Raw genomic sequence first — 22,555 nt, forward strand, 5'->3', positions numbered from 1 at the left:
ATCCCTAGCGCAGGCAGATTGCGGACAGGAGCGGCGGCGTCCGATCGCTCCCGCTGGCTTCACTTACTAACCTGACGGCGGCAATAGGCGGGAAGGTAAGCGCAAGATGCAAACGAGAACTGCGGGAACAGCCGGACACAAGCCGAGCAAAGATACCGGACTCAGGTGACGCTATTTCATAAAAACCGATGCAATTGCGATCATTTCGGACTGGAGAGTCGTTATTCACCCGGATCGAGGCTAAAAAAAGGTCTCCAATCCTGCAATAAAGGCTCCTGGGTCCGCGAGCGGGCCGAAAAGCGCATTAGGAACAAAAATAAGGCCTCCTCAGTCCGTACGCTGCGCGCGCTATTGCGTAAACAAAGGCGCAGGCGGCTTTTTCAATCAAGTCAAACGGCCGCGTGTCGACGCACCCGGGACGAATATGACGCGAGTTGTCATAGGGGGTGACAACATTGGGTGACAATTCCAGTGACCCGTCTAGTCGGATGGATGCTTACGCGCGGGTCGAAGCGGCCGCTATACTATGTCAAACAGTAGGGGTGAGGAGGCTTGGAAAATGTACAGAAAGCTGATCAAACGGTGGACGCCGCTGCTTCTGGCAGCGGCGCTTGCCGTGCAGCCGCTCGTTCCGGCGGGCGCCCTGGAGACCGCGTCCGCGGCCGGGCCGGAGAGCGAGGGGAACGCCGCTGGGCCGGGGAGCATGGAGAGCGCAGGCGGCGCTGCGCGGTGGACCGACCGTTTGCCCGCGTGGGCTTTAGCTGAAGCTGCGGAGCTGGCGGACGCGGGCATCCTGAGCGGCTATGAAGACGGAACCTTCCGGCCGGACCGGGCCGTGACTAGGGCGGAGTTCACCGCGATGATGAACCGACTGATGGCCAAGCTGCCGAAGGACGGGCTGGTCGAAGGCGATCCGACGCGGGAAGCGTTTTTTACGGATATTAACGATGAATGGTATGCGGAGGACGTGAAAAAGGCGGCGCAGCTGGGGCTGGTACAGGGAGATGCGACCGGCGCTTTCCGGCCGCAGGCGCTCTTGAACCGCCAGGAGACGGCCGTCATGCTGGCACGGTTGACGGGCCGGAAGGCGGAACGAGCGGTCGAATTCACCGACAGCGGCCGGATTCCGGCCTGGGCGGCTCCGGCGATCTCGGCTCTTCATGAGGCCGGCATTGTTCAAGGCTATGAGGACGGCGCATTCCGCGGCGAGAAGAGCCTGACCCGCGCAGAAGCGGCGGTGGCGCTTCATCGTGCCTGGAAACTGCTGAAAGGGCCGGACAAGGCGGCTCCGCTGACGGTTGCGGTCAAGTCGGACGAAGGGCAGCCGCTGGCCCATGCGCTCGTTCGCGTTCACGCGAAGGGCAAGCGGGCTCAGCTCGCCGCGGGGCGGACGGATGCGCAAGGCAAATTTGTGCTGCCTGGAGCGTGGGAGAGCGGGTCGTACGATATCTATGCGACGGGCGACGGCGTCGCCGGCTTCCGCAGCGTGGATTGGATGCCCGGTACGACAGCTTACGACCTGGTCGCAAGCAAGGTGGCCGTGCTGGAAGGCAGGCTGACGGGAGAAGACGGCAAGCCGGCGGGCGGCATCGTGCTGGCGTTTACGACGAACCCGACTTATTATGCGATCACGAAGGCCGACGGTTCCTTCACCGCGTATGTCGAGCCGGAGCGCGTATACCGATTGTCTTATATCGCGGACGAAAGCATCCGTGCGGCGGCTGCGAAGGCGGGGACGACCGAGCCGGAGCTGCTGCAGACCGAGCAGGCAAAGCAGGCGCTGGCCTTGCTGGACGGCGAGGCGGCGAAGTCGGACAACTGCAAATGCGTCCGTACGGACGCGCCGGAAACCTACACGGCCCCCAAGGCGGGAGCCAGGCTGGAGCTGGGCATGCTTCGCCTGGACGGCGGCGCGCCTAACTCGGGCGGCGGTGGCGGAGGCGGCACGCAAACGCCGGACGTGACGCCGCCCGCGGTGCCGGGCGGCGTGCGGACGGAGGCCGGGGACGGGAAAGTCGTGCTGACCTGGGATCCGAGCGCGGAGGACGATCTGGCCGGTTACCGAATTTACTGGCGCGTGGCCGAAGAAGCGGCCTGGAGCAAGATCGACAAGCCCGGACGCGAGAGCGGACATACGATTACCGGACTGACGAACGGCACGACGTACGATTTTGCCGTGAGTGCCTACGATGCGAGCGGCAACGAGTCGGCCAAATCCGAGACGAGGCGCGAGACGCCGCGGGACGATCAGACGCCGGACCGGGAGCCTCCGGCCGTGCCGAGCGGGCTGAAGGCGGAGCCGGGCGTTCGTAAAATCGAGCTGAGCTGGACGGCCAACACGGAGACGGATCTGGACAGCTATCGGATCTACAGCCGCGTGGAAGGAAGCCAGACCTGGAGCGGAGGCGTCGATGTCGGTCTGGAGACGACGTATACGGTGCTCGACGTCTGGCACGACCGGACGTACGAGTTCGCCATTGCGGCGTACGATACGAGCGGCAATATCTCCGCGATGTCGGCGGCCGTCAGCGCGACGCCGCTTGGCGAGGAGCAGCCGGACACGACGCCGCCGGCCGTGCCCGCCGGGCTGACCGCCGTCGCGGGAGAGGGCAAGGCCGCGTTGCACTGGACGGCGAATACAGAGGACGATCTCGCCGGCTACCGGGTTTACGTCCGCGCGGCAGGGGCCGGCTCGTGGGGCGCGGCGCTGGAAGCCGGTAAAAGCGCCTCCTACACGGCGACCGGCCTGACGGGCGGCATCGCCTATGAGCTGGCCGTATCGGCCTACGACAAGAGCGGCAACGAGTCGGCCAAGTCCGGCGCGGTGCAGGCGACGCCGACCGGCGGCGGAGGCAATCTGCCGCCCGATCCGGGCAGCGTAGCCTCGGAGCTGCCGGCCTCGGGCCAGGCGAGCTTCCAGGAGATGACGGACTTCCTGTATACGGGACCGAATCCGATCCAGACGGGCGTGCAGCCTGGCGCGATCGAGGCGGAGCGCGCAGGCGTGCTGCGAGGGCGCGTGCTGGACACGGCCCAGGCGCCGGTCGGCGGCGCGCGCATCACGGTGCTGGATCATCCGGAATGGGGGCAGACGCTGAGCCGGGCGGACGGGATGTTCGACCTGGCCGTGAACGGCGACGGCATCTGGACGCTGCAATACGAGAAGGACGGGTATATGACCGTGCAGCGGAAAAAGCAGGCGACGCCGGGAGACTACGAGCATCTGGAAGATGTCGTGCTGACGGCGTACGACAGCAAGGTGACGCAGGTGCAGCTGGAGGACAGCACGGAGCTCCAGGCAGCGCAGGGTACGCCGGTAACGGATGAGGACGGAACCCGTCAGTCGACGGTGCTGTTCCCGGCGGGGACGACGGCGACGATGAGGCTGCCGGACGGGACCGAGCAGCCGCTGCCGAGCATCGGCTTCCGCTCGACGGAGTATACGGCCGGGCCGGAGGGGCCGAAGGCGATGCCGGGCGAGCTGCCGCCGTACGTGGCATATACGTATGCGGTGGAGCTGTCGGCGGACGAAGCGGTGCAGGCGGGAGCGACGGAGGTGACCTTTGACCGGGAGGTGTACCATTACCTGGACAACTTCATCGGCTTCCCGGTCGGGGAAGCGGTGCCGAATGCATACTATGACCGGGAGAAAGGGCGATGGATCGCGGCGCCGAACGGCAAGGTGATCGAGATCGTCTCGGTCGCCGGCGGCCTGGCCGGGATCGATGCGGACGGAGACGGAACGGCGGACGGCGATGAGCAGCTGGCGAAGCTGGGCATGACGGAGGAGGAGCGGCGCAAGCTCGCGGAGTTGTACGAACCGGGGAAAACGCTGTGGCGGGTGCCGATCACGCATTTCACGCCCTATGACCACAACTGGCCGTACGGTCCTCCGGGAGACGCCGAATCGCCGCCGGATCGGGAGCCCTGGGAGAAGCGGAAGAAGGAAGACGATCCGTGCAAAAAGAAGGGCTCGATCATCGGCTGCCAGAATCAGACGCTCGGGCAGCAGATTCCGATCGCGGGAACGCCGTACATGCTGAACTACATGAGCGAGCGGGAGGAAGGCTACAAGGCGAAGTCGACGCTGGAAATTCCGGTGAGCGACGGCAAGCCGCTGCCGGCTTCGCTGCGGCGGATGAACGTGAGCATCCAGATCGGCGGCAAGCTGTATCGGGCGAGCTTCGCCCCGGCTCCGAACAAGACGTATACGTTCGAGTGGGACGGCAAGGACGCTTACGGCCGCGAGCTGACTGGCTCTCATCCTTACACGGTCCGCGTCGATTATGTGTACAAGGCTCAGTATTATCCGTCAAACGGCGAATTCGAGCGCAGCTTCGGCCGGATCTCGGCCGCTCCATCCACCGTATACGGGCAGATGAGAGACACCTCCGAGGTCAGCGTAGGCCAGGAATGGCGCGGCGCGCTGGAGAGCCCTCGCAATCCGTACGCGGACGCCGGCGTCGCAGGCTGGAGCCTTGATCCGCATCATATTTACGATGACGGCTCGAAGAGACTGCTGCTGGGAGACGGCACGACGCAGACCAAAACCAGGTCGCTACGCGGCGAAGTGGATTTCTCGTTCGAAGGATATACGATCGATTACGGTACGATGACGACCGGCATGGACGGGTGGATCTATTATTCCGCGGTCGACTTCTTCAAGCGGAGCAGAGCGATTTTAGGTCTCGATCCGAGAGGTAAAGTCGTAAAGGCGGCGGAGGTTCCGCTGTCCAACGGGAGCGTCATCGCGGTTGACGCGCAAGGGACGATCTATAGCTACGATACCGACAAAAACCAGCTGCTTCGCAAAACGAAGAGACAGTCCGATTGGGAGGTTATCGCAGGCACGGGCAGAAGAGGCCCTACAACGCCGCTGCCTGATGGGGCGGAGGCCACGAGCGTAGCGTTGGCAGGCATCGCCGAGTTGGCTGCAAGTCCGGACGGTTCCGTCTACTTCACGTCTTACCCGTTTCGGCCGGGCGACCAGAACCTGGTTCCGTACCGCACCACCTTGTATAAGATCGGTCCGGACGGCATCCTTCAGACGCTTGGAGATCATATGGCCAAAGGCAAGGACGGCGGTCCCGGCGACAAGGCGGGGATCGGCGCGGTGGAGCAGATCCGGATGGGCAGCGACGGCTCTCTTTATATGACCGATACGACCGGGGGGACGATATATCCCGACAGCCGCGCCTTCACGCGGATCCGCAAGCTAAGCCCGGACGGCACCTTGTCCCGGGTGGCGGGCGTACTGCTCGATGAGCCTGGGAGCAGGCCGGCCGCTCATGGCATGAAAGCGACGGAAGCCGAGTTTTTCTTCCTTTCGAGTTACTATGCCGGCGGACTAAGCAGGCTTTTCCTGGACGCGCAGGACCGGCTTTATTTCAGAGCCGGAGGCAGGGACGTTTACCGTGTCGCGCAGGACGGACTTCTGGAGAAGCTGGAGACGCCGTCATGGGTCATGGACCAGGCGACGCAGAAGTTTAACCTGACGGCGGTTACCGCCGACGGCGGACGTATCGTCGCAACGGAAAGTGATCGGGTCCGCTATTTTCTGGTGAAAGAGGCGGAGGGCCTGCTTGAGACGCCCGACGAAGGCGGACAGGTCGTCTATCAGTTCGAGGCCGGGGACCGAACGCATGCCGAGACGACGGACGCCTTGACGGGTGCTGTATTGACCACGCTCGGTTATGACGAGGAAGGCCGTCTGGTACGAATTACCGACCGGAGCGGCAACGAGATGTCGATCGAACGCGACGACGCCGGCAAGCCGGTGGCGATTATCGGAGCGGGCGGACAGCGGACGGAGCTGGCGACGGATGAGCAAGGCCGTCTGGTTGCGGTGACAAGTCCGGCCGGAGAAACGTATCGGATGACGTACGACGCCGGCGGATTGCTGCAAACCTTCGTCGATCCGCTGGAGCGGACCAGCAGCTACGCTTATGACGAAGACGGACTGCTGATTCGCGCCGAGAACGGGGCGGGAGGCGTGCAGACGCTGAGCCGCGCGGATACGGACGACGGGACGACCGTCACCTTTACCGATGCGGAGGGCCGTGCGACCGTGTACGAGACGAAGCGGATCGAAGGCGGCGTGCAGCGGACGACGACCGGTCCGGACGGCACGCGTCTGGTCGCTGCGGTACGGCCGGGCAGCGAACGGATCGAGCTTCCGGACGGAAGCGTCATGACGAAGACGATGACGGGCGATCCGCGCTGGGACATGGATGTCCCGGTCATGAAGGAAGCGACGCTGACGCAGCCTGACGGGAAGAAGGCGATCTTCAACGAATCCCGCGCGGTGGAGTGGAATGAGGACGGCAGCTTGAAATCGTTGACGCATACGAACAAAACGGGGACTTCCGTAACCGAGTCGAAGTACGAAGCGGCGACGCGGCAATTGACCGAGACGGGGCCTGACGGGCTGAAGCAGGTTTTCGCCTACGATGAATACGGCCGGGTCGTACAGGTGGAATGGCCAGGACAGCAGCTTGCGCCGATCGTATACACGTACGACGAGAAAGGACGGCTGGCCCAGTCCGCGCAAGGGGAACAGCTCGCCAAGTACACGTACGACGAACGGAATCGGCTCACCGCATTGACGGATGCGGCCGGCCGGACAAGGTCGTTCGCGTATGACGAAGCCGACCGGTTGATCTCCTCGACGACGCCGGGCGGCAAAGTATACGGCAGCTCGTACGACGAGCTGGGGCAGTTGACCGGTCTGACGATGCCGGACGGCACGACTTACCGGCAAAGCTACAATGAACTGGGCCAGTTTGACGGATTTGCGTCCGCGGAAGGGCCGGATTGGATCAGCCTGGCGCATGGCGACGGCGGCAAATTGGCGCGGTCGACGCTGCGCGGCGGCCGTCAGATCGACTATGTCTACGATACAGCAGGCGGCAAGCGGATTACCGGCATGAACGATGCGGATATCCTGCGCACGTTCGAATATGCGGACAATACAGACCGGGCGAAAAAGCTGGAAAGCGTCGGTCAAATCCCCGGATCGCTGCCGCAAACCAACGAGTTCGCGTATGTCGGCGATCTGGTGAGCAAGCAGACGATCACGGGCAAGGCAAAAGGCGTTTACGATTACTCGTACGACGTATTGGCCAATCTGACCAAGATCCAGACTTCCGTGACCAGAACGGTCTATGGCGTGTCGCAGACCTCTAACATGACAACCGATATGCGCAGGGATGACATGGGCCGGCTTGTCAAGTACGGACCGTTCACGTTCGACCGAACCGGCCCGAACGGCAGCGTAGCGGGGATGAACGACGGCAAGCTGCAGGTGACGCAGACCTACGACGAGCTGGGCCGGCAGAAGGAGCGCATCTATACGCTGGCTGGCAGGGAAGTCTACCGCATCGCGCCTGAATACGATTTGAGCGGCAACATCACGCGCTTGACGGTGACGACGCCGGAAGGCACGGAAGCGACCGTCTATACGTTCGATCTGGACGGGCAGTTGACGAATGCGCGGCGCAGCGGTCCGGAAGGCGCGACGACGGAGACGTATGAATACGATGCGAACAAAAACCGGATCGTCCGCGAAGTAACGGGTTCGGAACGGATGGCAAGCAGCTACGGCTCGCATGACGTTCTGACGGCTGTGGGCGGCACGGCGTACAGCTTCGACGAAGACGGCTATCTTCGCCAGCGCGGCGCGGACACGTTCAAATACGGCGCCCGCGGGGAGCTGTTGACAGCGTCGGTAAGCGGCATAACTTACAGTTATGCGTACGACGCGCTGGGCAGACAAACGTACCGCGAGGATGGCGCCGGGCATTCGACCCAGTATTTTTACGGAGACCCGACCTCGCTGCAACTGGTGACGAGCACGGTGAACGAAAACGGGGAGCTGACGAATTACCTGTACGACGGAGACGGCCTGCTGCTCGGACTGGAGCGGAACAACGTCCGATATTATGTGATTACCGATGGCGTAGGGACGCCGCAGCAGGTGCTGGACGGCCAGGGGGAAGGTCGTCAAGCGGCTGAAATACGACAGCTATGGCGGCTTGCTGTCGGATTCGAATCCGGGCTTCGCGCTGGCGATCGGATATGCGGGCGGACTGGAGGACCGGGGGGACGGGACTGGCGAGGTTCGGCGCGCGGGACCTGGATACGCTGTCGGGCCGGTGGACGGCGCGCGATCCGATTCTGTTCGAGAGCGGCCAGGCGAATCTGTATGCCTACGTCAACAACAATCCGGTGCAGTACCGCGATCCGTGCGGAACCATGTGCATCGGAGCTACCGCCTATGACGGAATCGGCGGGGGCGGGCGCGTCTGTATTACGGATGAAGGCTTTTCCTCCTGCCTGGAGGCAGGCTTTGGCGTAGGGGGCGGACTGGATATTGCGCCGCTCGAGGGCTTGACCTCGGACGGGTTGTCGGTCGAAGCGACCGCCAAAATCGTCAAAGGCCCGCTGGCCCTGACGGTCGGCGTCAAGCTGAAGGATCGATGGGAAGGCGGATGTCTGGAGGTCGAGCCGATCGGAAAATTCGAAGCGGGGCCGTTCAAGACCGATCTGTTCCATCCGTTAGAGAAGTTTTCGGTAAAAGGAAAGGAAGAGAATCTGGGCAAAAATATTCTCGATCTTTTCACGCCGAGTAAACCCGAGCTGGCCCTGAAGGCCAAAGGCTGCAAGTCTTTTAAGTGGTAAGCCGGTTCAATTGCAACATGCCGGCTTTGCCGGCGCGGAGCCGCTTCTCTTCCCTGAATGGGAGGAGGAGCGGCTTTTCGTTTCGTTTCATGCAGGGGCTTCGGCCGAGGAAGGTCATCGATTTGAACTTTCAAATATAAAAAAAAGTATATTTATTTGTTTTATTTTTTGATAAAGTATATTATACAAAGAATGAAAGAATACTTTTATTCGCCATAAACGAAAGAACAATTATTCAAATCAAGTGCGGGGAGAAGAGCATGCGTTCACAACAACAATGGACGGCAAAGTGGATATGGGTCTCGGGAGCTAAGGATCTGAACGACGTCTACGCAGAGGCTAGAAAGGTTTTCGAGGTCGGACCGTCAATCAAGCGCGCGAAGCTTCGAATTTCCGCGAACCAGGCTTACAAGCTTTATTTGAACGGCGAGGAATTGGGAAGGGGCCCTGCCCCTTCGGATCTGGCGTGGATGTCGTTCGACACGTATGAGGTTGCGGACCGCCTCTCCAGAGGGTCGAATGTGCTCGCGATCGTGGCGAATAACTTCGGTACGGGAGAAATCGTGACGAATCAGCTTCAAGGACCCGGCGGGCTTATCTGCCAGTTGGATTTGTACGATTCCGAAGCGGCGCACGAGGAGCCACTGCAGACGATCGCGAGCGGAACCGAGTGGAAGTGCAGGCGTTCTCCGCGTTGGAAGGCGAACGCGAGCCGGCTGCATCTCTGGGGCGGCTACCGGGAGATCTTCGATGTCGCTCGGGAGGATGGCTGGGAGCGGATCGATTACGACGATTCCGGTTGGCCCGATGCCGAGGTTGTCGCCGGAGCGGAGGAACCGGGCTCTCCCTGGCCGCGACTGCTGCCGCGCGAGATTCCGTTTCTGCGGCGCACGCTCGTCCGACCTGCTTCGGTCGTCTCGTCGGAGCCGTTTCTTGGCGGGCTTGCGTTCGCTGAAGCTGCGTTGACGGATTCGCCTGAAAATGCGCTGACGATGGATGCTTCGAAGCCGGGGGAGCTTACCGCAGGTTACCTACGACTTCGGTGCTGAAGTGGTCGGCTACCCGAAGCTTAGGGTTGAAGCGCCGGAAGGGGGGCGTCCTTCAACTTTACTGCGGAGAGTCGCTGGAGGTATCGCTGACAGATACGTATCTGCTGCGCCCAGGAGAGAATCTCCTCGAACCGTTCGGCCGCCGCGCGTTCCGTTACCTGAAGCTGGCGGCGATGGCAACGCCGGTACCGCTTCGCGTTCAACGCTTAGAGATGGAATTCGTGCGTTATCCGTTTACGGAGGCGGGCTCGTTCCGCTGCAGCGACGAGAGGCTGAACCAAATATGGGAGACGGGCCGCTATACGACGTTCGTGAACAGCCAGCATCACTTCGAGGACTGTCCTTACCGCGAGGCGGCTTTGTGGGTCGCAGATGCCGTGATTATGGCGAAGGTCGTCTATCAGGTTTCTGACGACTCCGCCCTTGTTCGCAAGTCTCTCTTGCAAGGGGCGCGAATCCAGAACGAGGATGGCTCGATTCCGGGCAACGGCCCCGTGCGCAACTCGTTTATGCTGCCCGATTTTTGCGCGCATTGGCTTTTTGGCGTGAAGGCGTATTACGATTACAGCCATGACAAGTCCTTCTTGGAGGAAATCTGGCCGACCATCGTTTGCCTTGCGAGGTGGTTCGCCGACCAGGAGGACGAAACCGGACTGTTCGCCAGGGCGGACCGCGACGGCTGGTGGTGTTTTATCGATTGGTCGGACGATATCGAGCGGAAGGACCGGGTGACGGCGCTCTCCTGTTTCTACTATAAATTTTTGATGACGGCAGCGTCCCTGGCCGATACTGCGGGAGAGCCCGTCTTCGGGAAGGAGCTGGAGGAGAGGGCAAAAAAGGACGAGAGCATCGATCCGAAGAATGCTCCGGGAGCCGGATAAGGGAATGTACGTCGACTGCCGGACAGACAAAGGTTTATCGTCCAGCATCACCGCGCAGACGAATTTCGCTGCAGCCTGGTCCGGCATAATGGAGAAGAGCGAGGTCATGGCCTTTGTCGAGGGCGAGTTTCTGGCCGGCAGGCTGCCTCCGATTCGCGGATCCTTCTTCTACCATATCGTGCTGGAGACGCTATTTGACAATGGCTACGCGACAGACGCGGTTCGCATTATTCGGTCGTATTGGGGAGCCATGCTGGACCGGGGAGCGACGACTTGGTGGGAAACGTTCGATCCTTCTCTGCCGTTCTCGACGACTCCGAGTCCATATATGGGCCATACGCCTACGTATCTTCAGGATTTCATTCCGGTCAGCCTGTCCCACGGATGGGGGGGCCTCGCCTACGTACTTGTTAAGCAAAGAGCTGCTGGGCATCGATGTCTCCCACATGGGAGAGAACAGGGTCGTGCTGCAGCCCTTCGCGGCCCAAGGGATCGACTGGGCCGAAGGCGTCGTTCCGACCAAGCGCGGAGAGATCCGCGTCCGGTGGGGGCGGCAGTCGAATGGAGAGATCAGCTACCAGGCGGAACTGCCGAAAGGGATCTTCTGGTCGGCGGCGAGCGTAGCGTCGGCGACTGTTTCGGAGAACGGAGACAGCGTTCGCATTACAGGTACGTTGCCGGCAATGAATGCGGAGGCGGCTTGGACTACAACCGTATAATGTAATAATTCCTTTGTTTTGGCGGCTGGTTCTCAAGGAAGCGAGCCGCCTTTTTGTGTTGCGAAAAATCGCGAGCTTAAGTATACTTAATCCATTCAGGGGAGTGGATTCGTATGGATACGGACAAATTTGACAAAATGCCCATGTACCAATATATCGTGAACGATCTCAGGCGTAAGATCGAAAGAGGCGAGCTCAATCCTCACGACCCGCTGCCCACGCAAATCGAACTGGCAAAAGAATATAACACGAGCGAGATTACATCCCGCCGGGCGATGTCGGAGCTCGTGAAGGAAGGACATGTCTATCGAATCCGGGGCAAGGGGAGCTTCATTCAAGAGAAATCGAACGCCGAAGGCGGCGTCAAACCGATTCGCACCCTTTATTTCGTATACCAGATTGAGACCGACAGCTTTAATCATCCTTTCTTTAACGATATGTTCGACGGGATCAAAGAGGTATGCGAGGAGAACGGAGTCGACTTCTATCTTTGGAATATCGGCAAAGATTATGTGCTTCCCGATGATCCTCAGGCAGGCATCATTCTTCTGACAGGGCAGGACGACTTCGATCTAACCCGCCTGAGCAAATGGCAGCAAGAGCGCAGGCGGATTGCGACGGTTCACTTTTATTATCCGCATTTGGGCATACCGTATGTGATCGTGGACAATCTGACCGGGGGTTATCTGGCTACGCAGCATTTGCTTTCACTGGGGCACAGGCGAATCGGAGTCATCCTCACGGGCAACTCGGTTCTAGACATGAATCAGGAGTTTTCTCTCCGTCTGCAAGGGTACCGATTAGCGCTGTCGCAGCACCAGATCGCGTTTGAGCCTGAGCTCATCGTCTTTGTGAGCGGCAGTCAGGAGCGGACTGAGATGGGGGCGGACGGCTTTCGGCGCTTAATGAGCCTGGATCATCCGCCGACCGCGGTATTTGCCACAAGCGACAATAAGGCAATCGGTGCGATGGAGGCGGCCAGGAAGATGCTGCTGAATGTGCCGAACGACATCAGCATCGTCGGTTTTGACGATATTCAGGCGGGCCAGTATACGTATCCACCCCTTACCACCGTTAACCAGAATACGAAGAAGCTCGGTCAGCGGGCTGCGGAGATCCTGCTGTTTGAATTGAAGGACGGACAGAATCAGCTTCTTAAGGATGAGATCGTACCGACCTTAAAGCTGCGGAACAGCACGGGACCGGTGGCGATGAAAGGGCCGGACCAATAAAGAAAGATTTCATATTCGTTAATTAAAGGAAAGGCTGTCGGCTCAAGACGACAGCTTTTTTCTTGTCTTTTCGCCAACTTTTCAAAAAGGCTATTGCACGATGGGGAATGTTTATTGTATACTTTGATTTGTAAGGTATATCGATTTAGTATATACATACCTTTCCGAGAAAGCCATTTATCGGGGGGAAAGTAGCGCTTCAAAACGTTTTGAAATGAGAGAGGAGATTGACATGAACATTAAAAAAAAGCTCGGCGATCCTCGCTAGCGCGCTGTTAACCGCGACTGCGCTGGCGGCATGCAGCAACAACAACAACAAAGCGGAGCCAGAGTCGAGCGCATCCGCAAGCGCATCCGCAAGCTCGACCGAAACGGCGGCTTCCCAGCTGTCGGGCACGTTTAACATCTCGCTTTCGAACGGTTCGTCAGCCGTTTGGAACGCGGTCGCAGGCGCCTACATGAAAAAGAATCCCGGCGTGAAGGTTAACGTCGACATCAAACCGGCGGATAACTACAAAGAATGGCTGACCGCCCAGTTCGCGGCGGGAACGCCGGATGCCGACCTCGTCACCAACAATGAAGTGGCGAACCTGTTGGCGGATAAAAAATTCGTCGATTATTATCCGTATTTAGACCAAGTGAATCCTTATACCAACAAGCCTTGGAAGGATTCGCTCGATCTCGCCGCGATGGGCATCAACCTGGATAGCGTGGGAACCGAAGACCACTTGTACAATCTGAATTTCGAATCTGTGCAGATCGTCTGGATGTACAACAAGGAGATCTTCGACAAGATTGGCATTTCGGAGGTGCCCAAGACCTTCGGCGAACTGACGGCGGACTTCGACAAGATCAAGGCCGCAGGTTACACGCCGCTTGCCCTGGCCGGAGACGCTAATTCGATGTGGAGCGGTCAGGCCGGCTGGCTGGTGCGGATCTATGCCGACCAATACTTGCGAGATTATATTAATGTCATCCGGTCGCAAGAACAGGATTACACCTATTTGCCGAGCGTAGACGGCATTTGGAAGTACGACCCGACGGATCCGTTCAACGATGCAAACAGCAACGTCACCAAGAACCCGCTTCGCCAATGGAAGGCCGTTCAAGACAAGTCGGGACCGTACAAGATCGCGGGCAACCCGGCGTGGACGGCCTACGCGGATAACTTGAAGAAGCTGTTCTCCTATACGCCGGACGGATTCTTCGGCGTAAAGGATGACCAGGCCTACCAGATGTTCCTGACGGGCAAGGCGGCGACGATGGTCTCTACGCCCGCTTCCTACTGGCAGCTGCCGAAGGATTTCGCCGATGAGGCGAAGACGGGCGCTACAGGCGGCGTCAAGGCATTCGACTATGGATTTTTCAACATGCCGTCGATGGAAGGCGAAGGCGTCATCGCTCCGGCCCGCACGATACAGATTCCGATCGGTTTCTACGGTCTTGTGAGCAAAGATGCAGAGCAGAACGCGCTCGGTATGGATTTTATGATGTATCTGACTAGTCCCGAAGGGTACAAGGTCTATGCCGAAGCCATTCAAAACAGTAAGGATGCGTCACTCTCCGGAGCGCCGGCGCTGAAGGACATCACGCTTCCGGCCGAGATGACCGCCGCGTTCGCCAACTTCGAGCCGATCGGCAATACAGAGGGCTACGAGAGCCCGAGCAACAATCTGGCCCGCGGCATCAACGATTACCAGCCTTCCGTGCAGGATTGGGTCGGCAGCGTGCAGCGCTTCTTCGCGGGCAAGCTTACGACGGAGCAGTACCTGAGCGAGCTTCAAGCCAATATCGACAAGTACCTGGAGCCCATGCTGAAGCAGAGCAAGAAGGAGCTGTCCGATCTGGATACGCCTGAGAGAAGACCGCCCGAACGCAAGTAAGAAAATGAGTTTCAACCGCGCAGGCGCCGAGCCTGCGCGGTTGAGTTTGCACGTTGACGAAGGAGCATCCCGTTTATGAACATGGAAGGCCAAGCACAGGCAAGGAGGAGCACGATGAGAAAAATCCCTTGGATCCTATTGACGCTGTTGCTCCTGTTGGGACTCGTGCCGAGCGCCGTCTCTGCGAATTCAGAATGGATCATCGAAGGTGCCGGAGGGATTACATCCATCAGCGCCTCGGCGGACGGAAGCCGGTTAGCGGTCGGCACCCATGGCTCCAAGACGAATGTCTACGATCAAGAGGGGGAAGCTGCTGCATGAGACGCAAGCGAAAAATGTCGTCACCGACGTTTCGCTGCTAAATGACGGAACCTTGTTCGTTGCCTCGGACGATCGGCATCTTTACGCTTACGATCCCGAAGGCAGCCTGCGTTGGGACGTCGATATGAAGCGTCAGGTGAAGAGCATATCGGCCTCGAGCGACGGTTCCGTCCTGGCCGTCGTCATTCAGCGGAGCAACGATCTGTTGTTCGTGAATGCGCTAACCGGAGATACGACGGGCACGGCCGAGATCGGCACGGTCATGAAGACGGTCAGGATATCCGGGAATGGGGAATGGATCGCCGTTGCGACTGCGGACCAATATGTGCATCTGGTGGCGAAGGACGGGAAGGTTCTGCGCAAGTTCGGCGCCGAAGGTCAGATCGCTTCCATTGCCGTGACGAACGACGGCTACACGGCCGTCGGGACGAATTCCGACCAGGTCGAGCTTTTCGACGCGAATGGTAATAAGGCGAAGGTCTACGACACGCGGGATAGCGTCTCTGCCGTTACCTTTTCGAAGGACGGCGAGCTTGTGGGAGCCGCGGATCTGTCGGGCAACTTCTATATTTACAACCGCGGCGGCAAGAAGCTGTGGGAAGCGAAGGAAGGCAAGGCTGGACGTGCCGTGGAGTTCGCCCCGGACGGCAAGACCCTCTACGCGGGAACGGACGTCGGCCGAGTTCTGAAGCTGGACGTCGGCAGCGTCGTGAAAAGCGCGGAGAGCGAAGCGAGACTAAAAATCATCCTGTGGACGGCGTTGGCGGCTGCAGCCGTTGCGGCCTTTCTGCTGCTCCTGCTTTATATGAAGAAGCGCAATAAGCTGGGCATATTCAAAGACATGTGGCGAGCCAAATGGATTTATATCGGACTCGCTCCGAGCTTCCTGCTCATCTTCGTGTTCTTGTACTTCCCGGCGTCCTCGGGACTGTTCCACTCGCTGTACAAGTGGCAGCCGGGCGGAACGACGACCTTCGTCGGTCTGGACAACTTCAAGCGCATGATCGACGATCCTTATGTAACGAAAGGATTCGGCAACCTGCTGATTCTGATCGTGACGGGACTTGTCAAGACGCTCATTCCTCCGCTTATCGTCGCCGAACTGATCTACCACTTGCGAAGCAAAAGGCTTCAGTACGGCTCGCGGACGGCCTTTACGGCTTCGATGGTCATTCCCTCGGTCGCGGGGTTGCTCATATGGCAGAACTTCTATGATCCGAACACGGGACTGTTCAACAATTTCCTGGAGTTGATCGGGCTCGGTTCCTGGACGCACGGGTGGTTGGGCGATCCGAATACGGCGCTCTGGGCGCTGATCTTTATCGGTTTTCCGTTCGTGGGCATCCTTCAACTGCTCGTTCTGTATGCGGGCCTGCTGGCCATCCCCGGAGAACTCACCGAATCGGCTAAGATGGACGGTGCTGGATTGTGGAGGATCATTCGTTCGATTCATCTGCCGATGCTGTCCAGCCAATTCAAGTTCCTGATTATTCTCGGCCTGATCGGCATCATCCAGGACTTCAACGGGATCTTGATCGTCACGGGCGGCGGTCCCATGGATTCGACCTACGTTCCCGCGCTGCAAATGTACTATGCCGCTACGAAGTTCAACGATCTTGGCTACGCGTCGGCGCTCGGCGTCAGCATGTTCGCCGTCATACTGGTCATTACCGTCATCAATATGAAGCTCATCAAATCGGCGAACGATTAGGGAGGCACGACTATGAATATTCGCCAGCACCTTAACTTTCGACAGCTCGGCATCGTCGCGATACTCGCTTTGCTGGTTTTCCTTACGCTTGTGCCGATTCTGTTCATGATGATCAGCTCCCTGAAGAGCAATGCCCAGATTCTCGGCAACTTTTGGGGGGATACCGTCCCCCGCGAGATGGGGCAATTATGCCGAAGCCTTCCGCGTCATCTGGCGCTACATCGTGAACACGGTCGGTTATGCGGTCGCCGGCAGCGTCTGCGTCATGATTCTGTCCGCGGTGTCGGGTTATCTGTTCGCCAAAAAGACGTTTCCCGGCAAGGAAACGCTTTTCTTGATGATGCTTGCAATCATGATGATACCGGGCATTCTGACGCTCATTCCTTCTTACGTGCTGTACGAAAACATGGGTCTCACGAATACGCCCTGGGCAATCATCGTCTCCAGCGCGGCGGGCGGACAGATCTTCGGAACCTTCCTCTGCCGAACGTATATGGCGGGCTTGCCGGGCGAACTGTTCGAAGCGGCTCGAATGGACGGAGCGACGGAGAGGCGGGTCTTCCTTCAGATCGTCGTGCCGCTATCGCTGCCCATTCTCGCCACGCTTTTTATTATGCAATCCGTCGGCGTATATAACGATTATATCTGGCCGCTGCTCACGATTCGCGACAGCAACCTCCAGGTCATCTCCGTCGGCCTCACGCTCTTCACCAAGCAGTTCGGGGTTACCGATCTCGGAACGCGGTTCGCGGCATATGCGATCTCGTCCGTTCCCCTGCTGTTCATTTTCTCCTTCGGCATGAAGTACTACATCCAGGGGATGACGCAGGGCGCCCTGAAGATGTGACTGCTTTATATCATCAAGGAGGTGACGAATGGATAACGCGGGTTATCGCCCCAGGTTCGTATGACCGCCCCGTATCGTCTTGGTTGAAAGCGCATCAACTACAGGGCCGGTGGCCGATCTTGTTCCGATCGGCATGAAATGGAAGCAAACCGGCATGCTTAAGGGCTTTTCCGCTTTGACAATCGAAGGGAGATGCGATCGTGAACATCAAGAAAATGGCCTTATTATCGGTTGCGCTAGCCAGCATTGCAGGGGGGCATCCGCACAAGCCGCGGTCCCCGCCGTGGATCCGTTTCCGATCGGAATTTTTTGGTCGCCTGGCCCTGCGGAAACGACGAGCGCCAAGTACCAGGAGATTAAAGATATGAACGCGACCTTCGTGCTGCTGTCCAACGGCGTGGACACCTACGCGGAGAACGATGCGTCGCTTGCGCAATGCGCGGCAAAAGGCTTGAAGTGCGTCGTCCAGGACGACAGGCTCGGCTCGTATAAATTCACTGTCGGCCAAACGGCCGGCAACGACGGCAAATACGTCTCCAGCGGCAATTCACTGGGACAGACGTTTACGACGCCCGCCGATCCGGACATTGCGATCGATACGATTCAGCTCTATATCGACAGGACGCAATGGACGGCGGGGAGAAAACTTACATTGAGCCTCTATACTTCGCCCAGCAAAACAAATTTGCTCGGCTCATCCTCCATCACGGGACCGGTAGCGGACGATTACCCCGTTTTTAAGCTGTACCAGTGGCTCGCGTCCGGCACGACTTATTATTTCGAGCTGACGAGCGATAACGCTTCAAATATTGGCTGGGTCGTCGGCCAAACCTCGAACGTATATGCCGGTGGTACGGCGTATCAGAACGGTACGGCGCTGGCCAATTACGACTTCTGGTTCAGGCTGAACTATGGACAGAAAATGTACAGCGGCGGCACGCAGCCTTCGACGACGTTAATAAACGATATTGCGGCACATTACGCCGCGAACCCGGGCGTGCTGGGTTACAGCCTCGTGGACGAACCTTCCGCGGCGGCGATGGTCGGACTGCAAGGGACGATGGAAAAGTTCAGGCAGGCCGATCCGAATCATTTGACTTACGTTAATTTGCTGCCGACCTATGCTTCAAATCTCGGCTTCGGCGCCGCGGCCGGCGATTACGTCACCACAAGCAGCGCCTTGGGTCAATCGTTCAAGACGAATTCAGGTACGACTCATATTTCGACGATTCAACTGTATATCGACAAGAGCCAATGGGGAAGCAATGAACCGTTGACGCTCAAATTATGGAATTCGTCGGCCAAAACGACGCTTTTGGGCCAAAGTACCTTATCGGGCTCGTCAACGAATTTTCCTATATTTACGGTTAATGCGTCGGTCAGTCCAAATACGGTATATTACTGGGAATTGACGCATGGCGGGGAGGAGACAACTCCGTTGGCTGGGTTATCCGCACCACAGGCGGCGTGAAGTTGGAAAAGGACGGAACCGCTTACGCGTCCGGCGTCCCGATCAACGGGGATTATTGGTTCGCGCTGAATCAGAGCCTGAACCCTTTCTCCTACGAAGACTACGTATACCGATGGGCGAGCAAGAAACCGGACTTTCTCATCTACGATCATTATCCTTTTGATGCAGGCGGCGGTTTTAGCAACGAATACTATACGAATCTGGAAATCATCCGGCGGCAAACGCTGGCAGCTTCGATCGATTTCTGGACCTATATCCAGTCGGTCGGGATAACGGGGGGCACTGCGTCTGCCGACCGAGAACGAGCTTAGGTATCAGATCTATACCAGCCTTGCTTACGGTGCAAAAGGGATCAATTATTTTACGTACGAAACGCCGAGCGGGCAGGGAGAGTCGTTCCATGACGGGATCATTCTCCCCGACGGTTCCAAAGGCCCCTTATACGCACCTGCGCAAACAATAAACGCGGGCTTGCTTAAACTCGGCCCCACGCTCAAGACGCTCGTCTCGCAGGCCGTATATCATACCGGAACGTTGCCGCCGTCGGGATCGGCGCTGCCGGCGAACTTTTTCTGGAAGCCCGTCGATACGACGCAAGCCGTTGATTATCGGCTATTTTAAAAACGCGAGCGGAAGGAAATACGTGATGGTCGTCAATCGGGATTATGTGAACGCGAGAACCGTCTCGTTTGCGATATCGCCGAAACCGGCCAACGTTGCCGAAATATCCAAATCGACCGGTTTGGAGACGAGTACGGATTATAATGCATCGACGGGAATGTTGACTTCGTCGCTCGCTCCCGGCGAGGGCAGGCTTTACACTTTGCCTTTAACTACAGATTAAGGCTCCAAAAAAAGAAGCGAGCACAAGCATTCGAGGTGGAAACCATGAAGACGGCGCATATCGATAAGTACTATACGGCCATGGCCAGTTTGGCGGACAGGTTCGACCGGGTTGCCCGCAAGCTGCGATACAATGCCGCGGATCTGAAGGCGCACGAAGCTTGGAAGACGAGCGTCCGATCCAAGCTTGGCGATATCACCGGCCTGACGAGGATGGAAGCGTGCGACTTGCAGCCTGAACGGCTGGAAACGATACAGCTGGACGGGTATCGTCGCGAGAAATGGCTCATCCAGACGGAGCCGGGCGTGTGGATGCCATTCTATACGTTGATACCGGACGATCTGCAGCCGGGCGAGAAAAGAAGCTGCATGATCGCGGCGCACGGTCACGGCAGCGCCGGAAAATTTTCCCCGGCGGGTCGAACCGATATACCGGCTCTTAAAGAAATGATCGAAAACGATCGTTACGATTACGGCGTTCAATTCGTACGCAGGGGTTATATCGTTTTTTGCCCCGACGCCCGGGGGTTCGGGGAGCGCCGGGAATCGTCGGGACAAGGCGATGAGGAGAATGTATTCATATCCAGCACCTGCAATCATTTGAACGTCATGGCGATCGGTCTTGGACTGTCTCTTACGGGGATGTGGACATGGGATTTGATGCGTCTCATCGACTACATCGAGACCCGCGAAGATTGCGCGCAGGACCGAATCGGGTGTTGCGGTTTGTCGGGTGGCGGACTGCAAACGCTCTGGCTGACGGCGCTCGACGAGCGGGTGAACTGCGCGGTCGTCAGCGGCTATTTTTACGGTTACAAGGACGCCTTGTTGAATCTATACAACTGTTCGTGCAATTACGTGCCCCATTTGTGGGAAAACGTGGATATGGGCGATATTGCGGCCTTGATCGCCCCGCGCGCATTGCTGATCGAGACCGGCGATCAAGATCCGCTTAACGGCGAACGGGGATTGGATAACGTGACCGAACAGGTCGAGATCGCCGCGGGGGCCTACAGGCTGATGGAGGCGGGGGGAACGATTCGTTCACCATGTATTTAAAGGCGGGCATGTGTGGGACGGCGAAAAAACGTACGCTTTCGCGGATCGGTGGCTCGGCGAATAAGGAGGAGTCGAAGTCGGCTCATTCCGCAAGCTCGTAAATCGTGGCTCGCCGACAGGCGGGCCATTTCGCGTGGCAGGGCAGGCTTACGCCTGCTTCAGCATAAACGCTTTGCCGTATTCTCCGTGATCGTGCAGGATCGGGTGTTCAATCTGGATCGTCGAATGCGCGATGCCGTATTTGTTTTTCAAAATCTCATTGATCGCCAAAATGGCGCAGAAGGGCTCGATCCCTTGCTTCACGAAAACATGCGCGGTTAGTGAGTAATGCTCCGTCGTCACCGCCCACAGATGAAGCTCGTGTACGTCGACGACGATGTCCAGATCGTTAAGATCTTTGCGAATGGCGTCCAGATCGAACTTGTCGGGGACCGATTCCATCAGCACGAGATACGATTCGCGAATGATCCTCGACCCTCCAGTGAAAATAATCGCGCCCACGACCATACTGATCAGCGGGTCCAGCAGGAAGAAGCCGGTAAAGTGGATGACGATCGCGGATACGATAATGCCGATGGAGCTAAGCAGGTCTCCGATAAAATGCCAAAGCGCGCTTTTTTACGTTCAGATTGTCTTCTTCCTTCATGCTGCGGCTGAGTACGATCGTCAGAACGATGTTCACGACCAGGCCGATGGATGCGATCGTCAACATAATCGGCATATCAACCGTTTGAGGATGAACGATGCGCTTGATCCCTTCCACGAAAATGCCTGTCGCGATGATGGCGAGCGCCAGCCCGTTCAGAAACGACGCGATAATCTCAAACCTGAGGAAGCCGAACGTGTACTTCCGATTGGGCTTGCGGGTGGCCATATAAATGGCGACCATGCTGAGGCCCAGAGCGAGCACGTCGGAGATCATATGCGCCGAATCGGAGAGCAGGGCGAGGGAGTTGGACACAAGCCCGCCCACGATTTCTACGATGGTGAAAAACAGAGTCAAAGTCAGCGTAATCCAAAGCGTCTTTTTTGGAGGTCTTTTGCTCTTTGACGTGATCAAGGTGATGGAAATCGTATTGGTTCATGCCCATCTTCCTTTCGTCCTACATTAGAATAATTATTATCTAATAATTGATTAAAACTTACCACGATTCGTTCCTGCGCGCAAATGAACATTTTATGGATCCTATCAAAGATTTTCATTATCAATGGGGGCGAAGAGAGTGCGAAGGTGTCGCGGCGCGGCGGGCACCGGGCGATAACCGCACAATATTTGTGCGGTTCCGGCGTCGCGGGCTTGGAGATGGAGCGAAGGTGTCGCGGCGCGGCGTGGGTGAGGCGATAACCGCACAATATTTGTGCGGTTCCGGCGTCGCGGGGCTTGGAGATGGAGCGAAGGCGTCGCGGTGCGGCGGGCCCCGGGTGATAACCGCACAATATTTGTGCGGTTCCGGCGTCGCGGGCGAGGCGATGAAGCGAAGGTGTCGCGGCGCGGCGGGCACCGGGCGATAACCGCACAATATTTGTGCGGTTCCGGCGTCGCGGGCGAGGCGATGGAGCGAAGGTGTCGCGGCGCGGCGGGCACCGAGCGATAACCGCACAATATTTGTGCGGTTCCGGCGTCGCGGGCGTGGAGATGGAGCGAAGGCGTCGCGGCGCGGCGGGCACCGGGCGATAACCGCACAATATTTGTGCGGTTCCGGTGTCGCGGGCGTGGAGATGGAGCGAAGGCGTCGCGTCGCGGCGGGCACCGGGCGATAACCGCACAATATTTGTGCGGTTCCGGCGTCGCGGGCGAGGCGATGAAGCGAAGGTGTCGCGTCGCGGCGGGCACCGGGCGATAACCGCACAATATTTGTG

General features: G+C 58.4%; 13 protein-coding genes and 3 pseudogenes. 15 read left to right on the forward strand and 1 reads right to left on the reverse strand.

All coding sequences use genetic code 11. The annotated features are described in order from the left end of the window. Window positions 1-703: 703 nt before the first annotated feature. The 15 genes and pseudogenes from OMP40_RS34815 to OMP40_RS34880 form a co-directional block, all read left to right on the forward strand. Window positions 704-7,981: pseudogene (locus OMP40_RS34815) on the forward strand (S-layer homology domain-containing protein); the annotation flags it as partial. A 95-nt stretch (window positions 7,982-8,076) separates the two neighbouring features. Beyond that, window positions 8,077-8,190 (forward strand): annotated as a pseudogene (locus OMP40_RS43245) (RHS repeat-associated core domain-containing protein); the annotation flags it as partial. Window positions 8,191-8,388: 198 nt separating this feature from the next. Then, complete coding sequence (locus OMP40_RS34820) at window positions 8,389-8,679, forward strand: hypothetical protein (RefSeq protein ID WP_277538347.1); 291 nt, start codon at window positions 8,389-8,391, stop codon at window positions 8,677-8,679. A 260-nt stretch (window positions 8,680-8,939) separates the two neighbouring features. After that, complete coding sequence (locus OMP40_RS34825; RefSeq protein WP_277538349.1) at window positions 8,940-9,728, forward strand: alpha-L-rhamnosidase N-terminal domain-containing protein; 789 nt, start codon at window positions 8,940-8,942, stop codon at window positions 9,726-9,728. 26 nt (window positions 9,729-9,754) lie between these two features. After that, entirely contained in the window at window positions 9,755-10,609 is an 855-nt protein-coding gene (locus OMP40_RS34830; RefSeq protein WP_277538351.1) for an alpha-L-rhamnosidase-related protein, read from the forward strand. Window positions 10,610-11,016: 407 nt separating this feature from the next. Next, complete coding sequence (locus tag OMP40_RS34835; protein ID WP_277538353.1) at window positions 11,017-11,328, forward strand: alpha-L-rhamnosidase C-terminal domain-containing protein; 312 nt, start codon at window positions 11,017-11,019, stop codon at window positions 11,326-11,328. A gap of 113 nt (window positions 11,329-11,441) precedes the next feature. After that, window positions 11,442-12,560: a GntR family transcriptional regulator gene (locus OMP40_RS34840; RefSeq protein ID WP_277538355.1), complete on the forward strand. Its 1,119-nt coding sequence runs from the start codon at window positions 11,442-11,444 to the stop codon at window positions 12,558-12,560. A gap of 290 nt (window positions 12,561-12,850) precedes the next feature. Next, the gene (locus tag OMP40_RS34845; protein ID WP_277539704.1) at window positions 12,851-14,443 is read left to right on the forward strand and encodes an ABC transporter substrate-binding protein; all 1,593 of its coding nucleotides are present in this window, start codon (window positions 12,851-12,853) and stop codon (window positions 14,441-14,443) included. A 114-nt stretch (window positions 14,444-14,557) separates the two neighbouring features. Continuing rightward, a complete protein-coding gene (locus tag OMP40_RS34850) occupies window positions 14,558-14,764 on the forward strand; it encodes a hypothetical protein (RefSeq protein ID WP_277538356.1) in 207 nt (68 codons plus the stop codon). Then, a complete protein-coding gene (locus OMP40_RS34855; protein WP_277538357.1) occupies window positions 14,730-16,475 on the forward strand; it encodes an ABC transporter permease subunit in 1,746 nt (581 codons plus the stop codon). Before OMP40_RS34850 ends, OMP40_RS34855 begins: the two co-directional genes overlap by 35 nt. 130 nt (window positions 16,476-16,605) lie before the next feature. Continuing rightward, the gene (locus tag OMP40_RS34860) at window positions 16,606-17,322 is read left to right on the forward strand and encodes a carbohydrate ABC transporter permease (RefSeq protein ID WP_277538359.1); all 717 of its coding nucleotides are present in this window, start codon (window positions 16,606-16,608) and stop codon (window positions 17,320-17,322) included. 364 nt (window positions 17,323-17,686) lie between these two features. Beyond that, the gene (locus OMP40_RS34865; RefSeq protein ID WP_277538361.1) at window positions 17,687-18,793 is read left to right on the forward strand and encodes a hypothetical protein; all 1,107 of its coding nucleotides are present in this window, start codon (window positions 17,687-17,689) and stop codon (window positions 18,791-18,793) included. Between the two features lie 2 nt (window positions 18,794-18,795). Then, window positions 18,796-19,104 carry a hypothetical protein gene (locus OMP40_RS34870; RefSeq protein WP_277538363.1) on the forward strand — a complete coding sequence of 103 codons (309 nt, stop codon included), beginning with the start codon at window positions 18,796-18,798 and terminating at the stop codon, window positions 19,102-19,104. A gap of 160 nt (window positions 19,105-19,264) precedes the next feature. After that, window positions 19,265-19,414, forward strand: a complete 150-nt coding sequence (locus OMP40_RS34875) for a hypothetical protein (RefSeq protein WP_277538365.1) — start codon at window positions 19,265-19,267, stop codon at window positions 19,412-19,414. Between the two features lie 267 nt (window positions 19,415-19,681). Next, window positions 19,682-20,695 carry an alpha/beta hydrolase family protein gene (locus tag OMP40_RS34880; protein ID WP_277538366.1) on the forward strand — a complete coding sequence of 338 codons (1,014 nt, stop codon included), beginning with the start codon at window positions 19,682-19,684 and terminating at the stop codon, window positions 20,693-20,695. Window positions 20,696-20,842: 147 nt separating this feature from the next. On the opposite strand, the pseudogene OMP40_RS34885 reads toward OMP40_RS34880, so the two are convergent. After that, window positions 20,843-21,780: pseudogene (locus OMP40_RS34885) on the reverse strand (cation diffusion facilitator family transporter). Between the last annotated feature and the right edge of the window lie 775 nt (window positions 21,781-22,555).

The organism is Cohnella rhizosphaerae (genome assembly GCF_029525575.1).
GTDB classification, from domain to species: Bacteria; Bacillota; Bacilli; order Paenibacillales; family Paenibacillaceae; genus Cohnella; species Cohnella rhizosphaerae.